This is a genomic window from Paenibacillus nitricinens (assembly GCF_052056485.1).
Taxonomy (GTDB): domain Bacteria; phylum Bacillota; class Bacilli; order Paenibacillales; family Paenibacillaceae; genus Paenibacillus_AQ; species Paenibacillus_AQ nitricinens.
The window spans coordinates 3,339,697-3,353,263 of sequence record NZ_CP183948.1 but is presented as its reverse complement, the minus strand read 5'-3'; the positions used below and the strand labels follow the sequence as shown (position 1 = coordinate 3,353,263).

13 protein-coding genes are annotated in these 13,567 nt (G+C 41.7%); 6 read left to right on the top strand and 7 right to left on the bottom strand.

Going from position 1 to position 13,567, the window contains the following annotated elements; translation table 11 throughout:
- Positions 1-91: 91 nt before the first annotated feature.
- Positions 92-790 (top strand): MerR family DNA-binding transcriptional regulator, encoded by a 699-nt coding sequence (locus tag ACN6KS_RS14825; protein ID WP_440962331.1) that lies wholly within the window; start codon positions 92-94, stop codon positions 788-790.
- A 138-nt stretch (positions 791-928) separates the two neighbouring features.
- Here ACN6KS_RS14825 and ACN6KS_RS14820 read toward each other — a convergent pair whose 3' ends face one another.
- Together ACN6KS_RS14820 and ACN6KS_RS14815 are read right to left on the bottom strand one after the other, a co-directional pair.
- Complete coding sequence (locus ACN6KS_RS14820; protein WP_440962330.1) at positions 929-1,282, bottom strand: VOC family protein; 354 nt, start codon at positions 1,280-1,282, stop codon at positions 929-931.
- Positions 1,283-1,358: 76 nt separating this feature from the next.
- Positions 1,359-2,159, bottom strand: a complete 801-nt coding sequence (locus ACN6KS_RS14815) for a phosphotransferase (protein ID WP_440962329.1) — start codon at positions 2,157-2,159, stop codon at positions 1,359-1,361.
- Positions 2,160-2,478: 319 nt separating this feature from the next.
- Between ACN6KS_RS14815 and ACN6KS_RS14810 the strand changes: the two genes are divergently transcribed.
- From ACN6KS_RS14810 to ACN6KS_RS14800, 3 genes are all read left to right on the top strand, one after another.
- Positions 2,479-5,475 (top strand): ATP-binding protein, encoded by a 2,997-nt coding sequence (locus ACN6KS_RS14810; protein WP_440962328.1) that lies wholly within the window; start codon positions 2,479-2,481, stop codon positions 5,473-5,475.
- A gap of 98 nt (positions 5,476-5,573) precedes the next feature.
- Entirely contained in the window at positions 5,574-6,263 is a 690-nt protein-coding gene (locus ACN6KS_RS14805) for a helix-turn-helix domain-containing protein (RefSeq protein ID WP_440960103.1), read from the top strand.
- 20 nt (positions 6,264-6,283) lie between these two features.
- On the top strand, positions 6,284-7,138 hold the full coding sequence (locus ACN6KS_RS14800) for an IS3 family transposase (RefSeq protein WP_440960104.1): 855 nt from the start codon (positions 6,284-6,286) through the stop codon (positions 7,136-7,138).
- A gap of 124 nt (positions 7,139-7,262) precedes the next feature.
- Here the strand turns inward: ACN6KS_RS14800 and ACN6KS_RS14795 are convergent, their stop codons facing one another.
- The 5 genes from ACN6KS_RS14795 to ACN6KS_RS14775 form a co-directional block, all read right to left on the bottom strand.
- Complete coding sequence (locus tag ACN6KS_RS14795; RefSeq protein WP_094868784.1) at positions 7,263-8,057, bottom strand: SDR family NAD(P)-dependent oxidoreductase; 795 nt, start codon at positions 8,055-8,057, stop codon at positions 7,263-7,265.
- Between the two features lie 92 nt (positions 8,058-8,149).
- The gene (locus ACN6KS_RS14790; RefSeq protein ID WP_440962327.1) at positions 8,150-9,178 is read right to left on the bottom strand and encodes a helix-turn-helix domain-containing protein; all 1,029 of its coding nucleotides are present in this window, start codon (positions 9,176-9,178) and stop codon (positions 8,150-8,152) included.
- A gap of 34 nt (positions 9,179-9,212) precedes the next feature.
- Entirely contained in the window at positions 9,213-10,163 is a 951-nt protein-coding gene (locus tag ACN6KS_RS14785; RefSeq protein WP_179281497.1) for an LLM class flavin-dependent oxidoreductase, read from the bottom strand.
- Entirely contained in the window at positions 10,144-10,506 is a 363-nt protein-coding gene (locus ACN6KS_RS14780; RefSeq protein WP_094868781.1) for a hypothetical protein, read from the bottom strand. Before ACN6KS_RS14780 ends, ACN6KS_RS14785 begins: the two co-directional genes overlap by 20 nt.
- Before the next feature lie 55 nt (positions 10,507-10,561).
- Positions 10,562-11,011 (bottom strand): OsmC family protein, encoded by a 450-nt coding sequence (locus ACN6KS_RS14775; RefSeq protein WP_094868780.1) that lies wholly within the window; start codon positions 11,009-11,011, stop codon positions 10,562-10,564.
- A gap of 333 nt (positions 11,012-11,344) precedes the next feature.
- On the opposite strand from ACN6KS_RS14775, the gene ACN6KS_RS14770 reads away from it, so the two are divergent.
- Together ACN6KS_RS14770 and ACN6KS_RS14765 are read left to right on the top strand one after the other, a co-directional pair.
- Positions 11,345-12,319 carry a glycoside hydrolase family 43 protein gene (locus ACN6KS_RS14770; protein WP_094868779.1) on the top strand — a complete coding sequence of 325 codons (975 nt, stop codon included), beginning with the start codon at positions 11,345-11,347 and terminating at the stop codon, positions 12,317-12,319.
- Between the two features lie 49 nt (positions 12,320-12,368).
- Positions 12,369-13,511, top strand: coding sequence for a glycosyl hydrolase family 8 (locus ACN6KS_RS14765; RefSeq protein ID WP_440962326.1), 1,143 nt, complete (start codon positions 12,369-12,371; stop codon positions 13,509-13,511).
- The last annotated feature ends 56 nt before the right edge of the window (positions 13,512-13,567 follow it).

The following is a 13,567-nucleotide window of genomic DNA, read 5'->3' as shown; positions in this document are numbered from 1 at the left end:
ATTCTAAACCTTGATATATGTCGTTAAATTAGATTTAATATTGTTGTAGCACTTGAAGGTTTAACTTTAATGTTTTGGGGCGATGGCCATTATGGGAGATATTTATACACCAACAATGATAGCTAAGAAATTAAATGTAAGTACCACTACTTTAAGAAGATATGAAGATCAAGGCTTAATTCCCGAAGTCCCGAGGACTGCTAGCAATCGTCGATGTTATACAGACATTCATATTCAAGCTTTTATTACGATTCGGACACTTTTACAAGGATATGAGATTCCAGTTGTGTACGATGTGATGAGAAAGATTAAAGCCCGGCAAATGGAGTATGCACTTTGGTCAATCAATCAGGAACAGTATAATACACAAACGGAAAAACATAGGTTAGCGGATGTATTAAGCATGTTCCGAAACGCAGATATATCAAAATACAATGATTTAGAGGAAATAAACGCAATGACAATTGGTGAAGTTGCACAAATAGCAGGCGTTAAGCCATCAGCCATTCGACATTGGGAACAAGAAGGACTAGTTACCTCGAATAGAAACAAAGACAACGGCTATAGAGTTTATACGCTAACGGAATTAAGAAAGATTATCCTGATCAGCAGTTTAAGGAAGACCGTGTATTATATCGAGAATATGAAACAACTCCTGAATGAAATAGAGACACAAAGCTACAAGAAAGTTGAATTGTCTTTCGAGCTTGCGTTACAAAAATTAAATAGTCAATTAATGAAGCAGTTTTTAGGAATTTCTGAGCTTATGAAATATATGAAACACTATTGAGTGAGCATAGATTTTTGGAGGACCTAATCACGCTTCCTTAAAATCATTTATAAGAACGCAAAAAACTCCGTCCCTAAAGGGACGGAATTGATTCCGATAGATTAACAATCTAGATCTCTGCACGATGTGACCGTTTATCTAATGTCCATGAGCAAGGATGTTGATAAGTTTGCCAAATGGGTCGCGTACATAGAATCGCCGGACTCCCCAAGGCTCATCAACAGGTCCATATTCTATCGTGTATCCAGCATTCTTCATACGTTCAAACACCGCATCGACATCATCAACTTCAATTGATAGATCTGGAGTTGGCGTATTGGAGCCGCCCTGTGAGGCGAAGCTTATTTGAATGTTCTCCTTCCCTAGTAAGCCGTATGTTTTGATCCAACCATGATCCATCAATAAATCAAGCTCGAGGACGTCCTGGTAAAAGCTTTTTGCTGCTGAAGCATTCTGTGTTTTAATATTGGTTACAATTCGCTTTACTCTCATTCTCAGACCTCAATTCCAATGGTATACTTTTTTAATTTTATTCAATTATCCTGTCCGTGAGCGGAATATCCGATTTTTATATCCAATCTTCGAAATGATCAGTTACAAAACGTATCTCACTCTCATAGTGGGCTAAGTGACCCTCGTCAACCATTTTCTGAAAGGCAGGATTCCCTTCGGCGGCACCATTTCGTAGCGTATCACACAGTACTATCAAACGTTGTATAATCCACTGTCGCAGATTATTTGGGACGGGAATTCCATAAGCTTCAAAAAACAAATGAATTCGCCGACGTCGCTCTACGGCATGGATTTCAAATTGATATGCTTCTGTGGTTCCAGAAGTATGGTTAGGTGCGAAACTCGCAAGAGGAACAGAAGTGTAAAGGCTGTACGCAATGTCCCACATCCGCGGACCTGGACCTGCCATGTCAAAATCAATCAACGCCACAGGAGCCTCCTTTTGAAAGACAACATTATACAACGCTGCGTCATTATGACAGATCACTTCGTGTTCGGCATCATCGGCATAGCTAAGCTGCCATCTGTCCTCCATATTGGGCCGGAACACTATAGTCACATCATGGAAACGACGCATAAGATGTGCCAAACCGGCAAGCGTTTCGTCCGTCCACATATACGGTTCAAGGTTTGGATAATTATTCCCTGGAACTTCTCCGGAAATAAATGTCAATATTTCACGGCCAGAATCATCGATTCCGAGAAATTTTGGTGCTCCCTCATAGCCCTCATGTTCCAAATGTTTAAGTAGTTTATGAACATTTGGACTCCAATAACCTATAGGGCGGCGAACAGTGTTCGCCATACGGACTATATGATTTACATTACCGCCTTTTAACACTTCTTCCTTAGGCATTGGGTTCATTCCTTTTCTTTTCAGTGCATTACCTATTGCAGATTTTTGAAAACTCCCTCTCTAATAATAACAATATTTACAAGTTATTGTTTATAAAGAACAATTATAACTATACTGGCCGTTAAGATCATGCTGGTATTTGCTCATCTTAGATTAATAAATCCATTTTAGATTCTAAATTAGAATTATTTGCTATAATGTTCTCATGAAAAATAATACTATCTTAAACAAATTAGCAATCATTCTACTTTTTATCAGCATTCTCTTTGGCCTACGCTGCATTTGGTTCAACATATTTAAGGTTTCCAACAATGTACCTATGATTAGCAACGGTGTACTGGATTTACGTGGCCAGGATCTGGAGAAGGCGAACTTATTCAGGCTAGATGGTGAATGGAGCTTCTATCCTTCGCAATTTGTTTCGTCCAAGACTTCCACTATCCCAAGGCAATCCCAAGCGCTTCAAGTTCCTGGGAATTGGAGCAATGCTATCGGAACTGATCACACAACATCATATGGATATGGGACGTACCGCCTGCGTATTTTGGTAGAACCGCTTCAGCAGCCTATCTCGTTCTGGATCAAACAAATTTATTCCGCCTCCAGTGTGGAAATTAACGGCAGCCCTATTCACAATAATGGGATAATTTCTCTCGATACCAATACATATGCACCAAAAACTACCTCATTTACAGCATCATATTTTTCGGAAAATATGACAGAAATAGATGTACTTATTCAGGTAGTAAACTTTGATCACCCCTATAAAGGCGGTATTAGCGGGCCTATTTTCTTTGGCTCTCAGGAAGTGGTTAACCGGACAAATTTTTATACCGTTGGATTTCAAATGCTTACTGCAATCATCCTGCTACTACATGGGCTGTATGCCTGTATTCTGTATTTATTTAATCCTAAAGAACGTGCTCTGTTCCTTGTAGGGCTAATGACATTATCTGTAGCTGTCATCCTTTTGGCCCGAAATGACAATTTAGTTCTAGTATTACTGCCGATTAATTACACTTGGTCTTTAAAAATCCGTTTAATCGCCTTCTTATGGCAGAACCTTTTTATTCTGCTTGTTTTCAGGAAATTCACCTCAGGTGCCGAAGTCAACAAGTGGTTACGCGCTTACACGTGGTGTCTTTTCCTTTATACCTTATTTATATTTATTGTTCCTGCTTATTTGGTCAGTACATCGATTCACTGGGGTATCATTCAAGTGTTTCAGTATATTCCCTTTATCTGGTTGATCTATAGCTTGGGACGCTTATTGTTCAAAAGGCAAGATGATAAAGATGTTGTTTTTCTACTGATATCAGGTGCGGCCATCATCTCTAATTTGTTATGGAACTTGTGGGATAGTAACGGCCACTATTCAATTGTCTACTATCCTGTAGATATTATTGCCGCCATCGTAGGCTTCTCAGCTTATTGGTTTAAAAAGTATTTTCAGAATGCCAAAGAGAACATGGAGCTAAATGAGCAGCTGAAAAAAGCAGATAAACTTAAGGATCAGTTTCTTGCCAATACCTCTCACGAGCTGCGAACACCAGTTCATGGAATTATGAATATCGCGCAAAATATAATAACGAAGGAAAAGGACAGGCTCAACGAGAGTAGTCGGCAAGATATGGAGTTACTGATTACCATCAGCCGCCGTATGTCCCATATGCTTGGTGATCTACTGGATGTAGTACGTCTTCAAGAGCATCGCGTTATTTTGCATCAGGAGCCTATTTTAGTTCAATCGGTGGTTCCCGGAGTCATCAATATGCTTCAATATATGATTGAAGGTAAACCGGTACGGTTATCCATGAACATACCAGAATCTATACCTCCTATTCTTGCGGATGAGAAACGACTAGTACAAGTATTATTAAATCTAGTGCACAACGCGCTCAAATACACCGAGCAAGGACTTGTTTCTGTTTCAGCTGAGGAAAAAGACGCTCATATCTTTATTTATGTAACAGATACCGGAGTAGGCATGACCGAAGAGACCATGGCGCGGGTATTCCTCCCCTATGAGCAAGGCCCTCACGGAATAAATGACGGGCGTGGAATTGGACTGGGACTAAGCATTAGCAGGCAGCTGGTAGAACTGCATGGTGGCAGCTTGAGCATCCTTTCTGAACTCGGCAAAGGTTCAACTTTCAGTTTTGCACTCCCCCTTGCTGATCCCTATAGCGGACAGATAGTAAGAGAGGCTGCACCTATAACAACGTATACACCAGATGAGATTTATAAGCAGATGGCTAAATGGGGGATTTCCGAACAAACTAATCAACATACTGACAAAATCCCGCCACTCTTTACAGACGCCAAGGTGAATCTCTTGGTGGTAGATGACGACCCTGTTAATCTGAATGTGCTAAAGGGCATTCTTGAAAACGAACCTTATCTCATTACGACGGTAAACTCAGCGCAAGAAGCACTGGATTGGCTAGATAAAAAGCGTTGGGATTTACTGATTAGTGATGTAATGATGCCGCATATGTCAGGATATGAATTAACGCAAAAGGTTCGCGCGCGTTATTCGTTATATGAGCTCCCAGTAATATTGCTGACTGCCCGCAGTCAACCTGAGGATATCTACACAGGATTCTACTCCGGCGCAAATGATTATGTTACCAAACCTGTGGATGCAGTTGAACTCAAATATCGCATTCGAGCCTTAACAGCGATGAAAATTTCTTTTAATGAACGGGTGCGTATTGAAGCGGCTTATCTACAGGCACAGATTCAACCCCATTTCTTGTTCAATACATTGAACTCTATTGCGGCACTCAGTGATATGGATACTAAAAAGATGCAAGAGCTCATTACTGCATTTACTTCCTTTTTGCGAATCAGCTTTGACTTTTTAAATATCGGAGAACTCGTGAACCTTTCTCATGAACTAGAGCTGGTAGAATCTTATTTGTATATTGAACAAACACGATTCGCAGAACGAATTTCCGTTGTTTGGGAGGTGGATCCAGACATTAATATCCTGTTACCCCCTCTATCCATCCAGCCCTTGGTAGAAAATGCTATTAAGCATGGTCTGCTCAAGCGTCAGCAGGGTGGTACCGTTTATATTCGGACCACACGTCTGAACAAGGCTATAAAGATCGAAGTGGAGGATAATGGGTTAGGTATGGATCATAGAACGCTTGCGTTGTTGCTGGAACCGACCATGAAAGCTAAAAGCGGCATCGGACTGGCTAACACCCATCGAAGACTGATGCAATTGTATGGTCAGGGTCTTTTTATTCAAAGTAAACAAGGTGAAGGTACTTTGGTATCCTTTGTTATACCGGAGGACAGTGAATAATATATCAAAAAAAGCCATTCCATAATGATATGCTCCCGTCATAGTAGACAGTAGAAAAAACAAAAACTTCTACTGCTACAATGACGGGAGTTTTTCTAATGTCTAAAAGAAGTCCAGCATCTTTAGAAGTAAAATTACATGTCGTACGGCTGTGCCTTGAGCACAAGTCGAATCCAAACTATGAGGCAAAACAGCGAGGTCTTAGTTCGCACACGGTTAGAGAATGGATTAGGAAATATAAAGCAGATGGTTTGGACGGGTTAAAGGAATCGAGAACATGGAAAACATACTCTAAGGAATTCAAACTGGCTGCTGTTAACGAAGTGTTGTCTGGTCGTTTCTCCGTTGAAGAGGCGACAAACAAGCATCATATTTCAAGTAGAAGTGTTTTGATCAAATGGATTACCAAGTATACTAATGAGATAGAATTAAAACCTACACATAAAGGAAAAGGACTATCTCATATGAACAAAGGACGTAAAACAACTTTCGAAGAACGTATTGAAATTGCACAATATACCATCGCTAATGAATTGGATTATCAGAAAGCGATTGAAAAATACGGTGTATCTTATCAGCAAGTTTACGCATGGGTTCGGAAATATCAAGCTGGCCGTGAGGAAGCTCTTCAGGACAATCGAGGTCGTAAAAAGCCTGTAGAAGAACTAGAGGAGCATGAACGTCTTAAGCTACGGATTAAAGAGCTAGAAGCGCGAAATGAATACCTAGAGATGGAGAATGACTTCGCAAAAAAGTTGGCAGAGATCAAGCGACGAAATACACGCTAACCCTCGTTCGACAAGTAAACTTGTATCAAGCGATTCAAGAACTGAACAAAGAAAAAGGTCACGCAATTACGAAGTTGTGTGCGTTAGCTGGGGTTGCTCGATCTGCCTATTACAAGTGGTTAAAATGGAAACCCTCTTGCATAGAACTTGAAACTCGTGCGTTAGCGAAAGAAGTAAAGCTACGATATGACAAGCGAAAAGGGATTCTTGGCTACCGTCAAATGCGCACGCAATTAAACCGAAAGCTCAAAAAGCAGTACAACAAAAAGCGTTATTACCGAATTATGTGTGCTCTTGGGCTTAAAGCAGTCATTCGCAGAAAACGAGCAAGTTATGTGAAAGCTACGGAGATCCATGTAGCTGAAAATGTAATGAACCGTAACTTTGATGCCAATTCCCCTAATTCAAAATGGTGTACAGATGTGACAGAACTGAAGTACGGGAATGGGCGCAAAGCCTATTTGAGTGCCATTATTGATGTATATGATAATTCCATTGTTTCATGGGTATTAAGCCATTCCAACAACAATAAACTCGTGATGGATACGTTGAAAAGGGCTTACGCGAAGAATCCTGGCGTATCTCCTCTTCTACAAAGCGACAGAGGTTTCCAGTACACGTCACATGAGTATAACCGACTTCATGTGAAATACGGATTTAAGAAAAGCATGTCTCGTGTGAGCCGATGTTTGGATAACCAACCTATTGAGCGTTTTTGGGGTACTTACAAGGCAGAAAGCTATTATCTTACAAAATTTGATACCTATGAAGAAGTCCTCACGGAGGTTAGCAAATATATTCACTACTACAATAATTACCGCTATACAGAATGTTTGGATGGCTTGTCACCTAACGAATACCGACGAGCTGCATAACGAAAATACCTCAGCTCTAGTAATACGAGCTGAGGTATCTAAACTAACTATTTTTGTTTTTTACACTGTCCACTTGACAGGGAGCACTTCATAAGGAGTGGCTTTTTTTGTATCGATACTACATTTAGAAAATAGTAGGTACCATGCCCCCATCCATCCGGATCGGAGAGCCTTTAAATGCAGAGGCATAGGGACTGCTCATAAATGCTGCTAGTCTACCTATTTCATTAGGTTTAATAAATCGCTGTATTTCAGATTGCGGTAAGTTTGCAGCCATGAATTTTTTCTCTTTTTCTGAAAAAGTCAACGCTTCATCTGAATACATTCCATCAATGATTTGGTGCACATTTTCAGAGAGTGTTGGTCCTGGCATGATAGTATTGACGGTAACTTCTGTTCCGATTGTTAATTTAGATAAGCTTTTTGCCAACGATAATAGCATTGATTTTGTCATTGCATACTGTGGCATTTGAGCTGACGGCATTATTGCTTCTTCACTAGCGATGAAGATCACGCGTCCAAAATTGTTTTCTAACATTTTTGGCATATAAAATTTCGTTAATCCATTTGCAGCAAGAACATTCGTACGGATGTATTTTTCAAATATTTCATCATCAACGTCGTCATAGCTCATCAGTTCATAAATCCCCATATTATTAACTAAAATATCGATATGGGGATATTTTTCAAGTAAAGCTTCTCTCTGTCCCATATCTACAATATCGGCAGCAGCATTCTGAGGAGAAGTTTCCGGAAATTTTGCTTTAATTTCATTTACTGTTTGTTCTACCTTTTCATAATTCCGTCCATTTATTAGTACATTAACGCCTTCGTTGGCAAGTTCAAAGGCGATAGCTTTACCAATACCTTTTGTTGATCCTGTAATTAAAGCTATCTTATTGTTTAATCCCATATCCATATTTCATTTCTCCTTTTATCATGGCGAGTTAATTAGCAGTTTCTCAAGCGCTGTACTGTGTACCGGCTAGTAATTATACTATCTTACCGGGATTATTCAGTAACTAGCGTCTTGCGCCAAACTTCTTGTTTAACACGCCAATTTGAAGGAGTATCTCCTTCCCAAAGTCGGAAGGCACGGTAGAACGAGTTCTGATCTTCATATCCGATCAAGAAAGCCACCTCTTTAACATCGAGGGAAGGATCTGCTAAATACGCTCGCGCCTGCTCATGTCTAGCTTGTGCCAGCAAATGCTTGAAGCTCGTATTTTCTTCAGTAAGCCTCCGTTGTAAGGTACGAGCACTCATCCTTAGCTCATTTGCAACGGTTTGAATCTCGGGTTTCCCTCCGCTAAGACTGCGTTTCATAATCCATTTGACCCTTTCCGTAATGGAGTGACTGCCCTGTTGTTCAGCAAGTGTCTGATCCAAAACGGGAGTCAGAATCTCTAGCAACTCTTCGTTATACGAGATAAAGGGCAGATCCAAATCACTTCGGCATAGTGTTAAACGGTTAGTCTCAGCACCGATCTGAATTCGACAGCCGAAATAAGCTTCAAGAACCTGTAAATCCCCTATGGGTTGTGAAAATTCTACAGACTGTGCTGTCATAGGTATACCTGTTCCCCGCCGCCCAAGCTCCAGTAAAAACGCCAGGGTAAGGCCAAGCAGCAGCGGTGGACCGGAATACTCGGGATGCTGCCAATTCAATTCGATTGTACATAGCTCTCCCTCCTCGAGAATATGCAAGCTTTCTGGAGGACACATTCGTTTATAGCGCACCATTCGGTTTAGAGCGTCACGATAATCTTTAGCATGATAAGTAGCTAAGACGGTCGGCGGATATTGTGTAGTTTCAAAAACGGTTGCTAGCTTGATGATTCCCTCAGCAGTATCTCCAACGAGATCCGAATATGCCTGCCAGATAGCGAAATATTGGGCTGTGCTGACTACTGACTCCGTGATAAGGTTCAGGGGAAGACCTGCTTTACTGGCTATATCTTGAGCGGTTATCCCTAATTGAATTAATCCAGCCCAAAATCCGGGAGGGATTTTAATGGAGTCAGAGGGATTAGTCTGCATCTATGTGGACCTCCTTAATTGCATGAAGAAAGAGCTAGTTAGAATCCAAGCAAGCACGGGCAAGCAACTCAAACGAATGCAGCCGTTTCTCATAGTCTGGAATCATAGTAACGATAATGAATTCTTCAACTCCATACAAGTGAGATAACTGTTCCAGCTTTTTTTTAATGCTTTTGGGTGTGCCTATCAGCAGTTTGCGTTCCAAAAGTTTGGATTTTTCTTCGGCTGAGCCTTCTTGTTGAAATAATGTCATACTGGAAGAGGCTAGCTGCATTGCTTCTTCCTCTGTCTCGGCGCAAATGACGCCAACTGCTACGATGGCCCGAGGCATAGCATTAACTGAAGAAGGCGCAAAGGCTTCTCGATAAGCTTGCAAAATTTCTTCCCCGGCTACATCGCTCATGAATTGACCAAACACATAGCCTGCACCAAACTCGGCAGCATATGCTGCACTCTTCTTGTTAGTGCCCAGCATCCACAACTCTGGCGATTCGGGTGGAGTCGGACGGGCGGTTATCTGACGTCCTTCATATGAATAGTTCCCCTGCAACAATTCGGTAACTCCCTTAAGCAGCTCTGGCATTTTCCAAACATTTTCGAGAAAATTTCCGCTCAGCGCTAAACTTACTTCAGCAGCACCACCAGGAGCCCGGCCTAATCCAAGGTCGATACGTCCAGGATATAAACTTGCCAGCAAATGAAATGATTCTACCACTTTTAACGGCTTATAGTGCGGCAGCAATAAAGCTCCCGACCCGATGCGGATATGCTGTGTTCTCGCTCCAATATGCGATAAAAACACCTCTGTGGAGGTACACGCTAAGCCCGGCATATCATGATGTTCGGCAACCCAATAACGAGTATATCCCAGTCTTTCAGCTGTTTGAGCCAGTTCCACCGCTTGTCCTAAAGCAAAGCTTGCATCCACATCATCAAATACAGGCACAAGGTCCAATACACTAAGCTTAATGGCTGTCATGGTCATAGCTACGTCCTACTCGAGGGTTTCGGTAAAATTCAATCATATCAATAAAAGTAACCTTGTAATCGCCAGCAACCGCTGCCAGATTATACATTCGTCCATGGCCGTCTTCTTTGGACGCGAACACAACATCGTGCCGCAGCTTATCCATAATCACTTTGCCGATGAACTGGTGCTCGTATTCCGCATATTTCTTTTTAAACGCTTCGTTAAATTCCAGCAGGTCCTGGTAAGAACGCTCAAGCATTGCATTTACCAAGGTCAGTTCATTGTCCTCTTTGTGTACCGCTACGTAATAATTCCCACGTTCATCCTTGATCAAATCCTTATACAACTCAATGTTCAAAGTTTATTTCTCCTCTCTGATTCCTAAGGGATAACTACTGCTTTAGAACCTATCCTTACATACTTGATGTCAGCACTGTTGGCTGTGTAGTAATTTGTACGTTTCCTGCTACAGCTCTGGAGATCATGCAAGAGCCTTCCGCTTTATGGGCAATATGGATAGCTTTATCGATATCGACTTGTGACGCGTCTTTAGAAAGTGTGATTACAGGTGAATGTTTGATCGCTTCATATGTAAAAATGTTATTTGTTACATCCACTGTCGCCTCTGATGTTAAGATCAGATTTGAAGTTATAAGCTCGGATCGCTCCAGCATGGCTGCAAGTGTAATGAGATAGCAGGTTGCTGCTGCACCCAGAAGCATCTCATCTGGATTCGTTCCAATTCCGGGCCCGCCCATTTCCTTCGGAATGGAAATTTGTGTCTTGAGCTGTCCGGCTTCAATCGTTCCATCACTATTACGTCCGCCGTTCCAAACGGCATTTAATATAAATGGGTGTTTCATTTCTAGATGCCCTCCCTATCTTGAAATTGCATGACATATTTTTAATCGAATACTTTACATGCTAACATAGAAGAATGCGGGGAACAAACAGGCTCTGGCCTGCTGTTCGTGAGATTTATCTATTAATTAAATTTCAGGAGGCCTGATATCAAACACCTTCAGCGTTGTATTGAACTTATCCGAATTGTACTTGACGAGGGTAAGGATTCGACAAGATCAAGAAAGCAACATCTAAACTTTGTGGGGTATAAACTATAGTTGCTATATATACAGAGCCTTAAAGTTCTTATACCATTAACATTGTAAGCGATTAACTTTATAGGAGGAAATGACTTGACAAAGCCTGCGCAACCCAATGTGCCTCTCGTAACTCATATTTATACTGCGGATCCTTCCGCTCATGTATTTGAAGGTAAAATTTATATTTATCCCTCTCATGACCTGGATCACGATATGATCTCTAATGACAACGGTGACCAATATAATATGGAGGATTACCATGTTCTATCTATTGATGGAGAGGGCTCCCCTTGTATCGACCACGGTGAAGTGCTTCATGTGAAGGATGTCCCATGGGCCAAGCAGCAAATGTGGGCTCCGGATGCAGCATACAAAAACAATACCTACTATTTGTTTTTCCCAGCCAGAGACCATGACGATATTTTCCGAATCGGGGTTGCTACCTCAGCTTCACCTTCCGGACCGTTTACACCTGAACCAAACTATATTCCCGGCAGTTATAGCATTGATCCTGCTGTTTTCGTTGATGATGATGGCAAATCATATATTTATTTTGGTGGTCTTTGGGGCGGTCAACTTGAAAAATGGCAAACTGGCTCATTTGTTGCGGATGCCGAAGGCCCGGCTGAGACGGCGCCAGCACTTGGACCTATCGTGGCGGAGCTGAGCGAGGACATGATGAGCTTTGAAGGTGAACCTAGAGAAATATCCATCATTGATTCGAACGGAAATCCGATTCTTGCTGGAGATGAAGAGAGAAGATATTTTGAAGGTCCATGGGTACATAAATATAACGGATATTATTATCTTTCTTATTCCACGGGAACTACCCATAATATTGTATACGCTATCAGTAAAGATCCGTTTGGGCCTTATGTATATCAAGGAATAATACTTTCACCAGTCCTGGGCTGGACAACACACCATTCTATTGTTCAGTTTAAAGAGAAATGGTATCTATTTTATCATGACAGTTCTTTGTCTGGTGGAGCTGACAATAAGCGTTCTGTAAAATATACGGAGCTGAAATACAACGATGACGGCACTATTCAAACTATCCATCCTTAGTTTTTTAATGAAATAGGCGGCATGCTGTAGTTCACTGGAGGGGATTCTGATGTCAATAACACAACAAGGTGCTTTTTATACGGGGGAATATCGAAATTTATTTAAGGAGCTTGGCTTCTCTGAAGATGAAATCAACGCTAAAATTGATATAACTTGGAATGATTTATTTTATGGAGATCCGAACGTACGAATCTACTATCCGCAGGACGAGTATAAAAGCTATATTCTGGATACAGGTAATCTAGACGTACGGTCAGAAGGAATGTCGTACGGGATGATGATGGCCGTTCAAATGAATAAAAAAGATGAGTTTGATCGTTTATGGAACTTCTCAAAGACGTTTATGCAGCACAAAGAAGGTCGTTATGCCAATTACTTTGCTTGGCACTGCAAGCCTGACGGTACAAGGATTTCTCAGGGACCTGCACCGGACGGGGAAGAGTTTTTCGCCATGGCCCTGTTTTTTGCCTCAAAACGTTGGGGGAACGGTCTGGAACCTTATAATTATTCTGAGCAAGCCCGAACGATATTGCGTGCTTGTGTACATAAAACTGAAACAGGCACTGGTGACTCAATGTGGGATGCGGAAACGAAATTGATTAAATTTGTACCGGAATCCACCTTCAGTGATCCATCTTACCATCTCCCCCATTTCTATGATTTGTTCGCTTTGTGGGCTGATGAAGGTGACCGCATGTTTTGGCGAGAAGCGGCGGAAGCCAGCCGCACATACCTACACACTGCATGCCATCCTATAACTGGCCTTGCTCCCGAATATGCCAATTTTAACGGAACCCCGGCAGATCCCCAGCCTCATGGTGATTTCAGCTATTTCTTCAGTGATGCTTACAGGGTTGCGGCTAATATCGGATTGGACTGGGCATGGTTCCAAAAGGACAGCTGGCAGGTCGATCAATGTAACCGGATTCAAGCTTTTTTTAGGAATATCGAAGTTTCCGATTACCGGCGGTATACCATTGAGGGACAGCCCTTCGAGGAACCGGCGCTGCATCCGGTAGGTCTTTTGGCGACCAACGCCATGGCTTCCCTTGCTTCTGATGGCCCGGAGGCAGAGCATTTTGTCCGTTTGTTTTGGAATACGCCTTTGCGCACCGGACAACGTCGTTATTATGATAACTGTCTGTACTTCTTTAGTTTACTGGCCCTTAGTGGAAATTATCGCATTTATTGAAGGAAATCGAACAAAACAATAGGACTCCATTCCTCAAAAAGGTCGAGGATTGGAGT

Excerpts from the sequence above, each read along its gene's own strand:
- ACN6KS_RS14820 (WP_440962330.1), bottom strand. The coding sequence starts at position 1,282 with ATGAGAGTAAAGCGAATTGTAACCAATATTAAAACACAGAATGCTTCA.
- ACN6KS_RS14810 (WP_440962328.1), top strand. The coding sequence starts at position 2,479 with ATGATTAGCAACGGTGTACTGGATTTACGTGGCCAGGATCTGGAGAAG.
- ACN6KS_RS14775 (WP_094868780.1), bottom strand. The coding sequence starts at position 11,011 with ATGAAACACCCATTTATATTAAATGCCGTTTGGAACGGCGGACGTAAT.
- ACN6KS_RS14765 (WP_440962326.1), top strand. The coding sequence starts at position 12,369 with ATGTCAATAACACAACAAGGTGCTTTTTATACGGGGGAATATCGAAAT.
- ACN6KS_RS14790 (WP_440962327.1), bottom strand. The coding sequence starts at position 9,178 with ATGCAGACTAATCCCTCTGACTCCATTAAAATCCCTCCCGGATTTTGG.
- ACN6KS_RS14805 (WP_440960103.1), top strand. The coding sequence starts at position 5,574 with ATGTCTAAAAGAAGTCCAGCATCTTTAGAAGTAAAATTACATGTCGTA.
- ACN6KS_RS14815 (WP_440962329.1), bottom strand. The coding sequence starts at position 2,159 with ATGCCTAAGGAAGAAGTGTTAAAAGGCGGTAATGTAAATCATATAGTC.
- ACN6KS_RS14785 (WP_179281497.1), bottom strand. The coding sequence starts at position 10,163 with ATGACCATGACAGCCATTAAGCTTAGTGTATTGGACCTTGTGCCTGTA.
- ACN6KS_RS14825 (WP_440962331.1), top strand. The coding sequence starts at position 92 with ATGGGAGATATTTATACACCAACAATGATAGCTAAGAAATTAAATGTA.
- ACN6KS_RS14795 (WP_094868784.1), bottom strand. The coding sequence starts at position 8,057 with ATGGATATGGGATTAAACAATAAGATAGCTTTAATTACAGGATCAACA.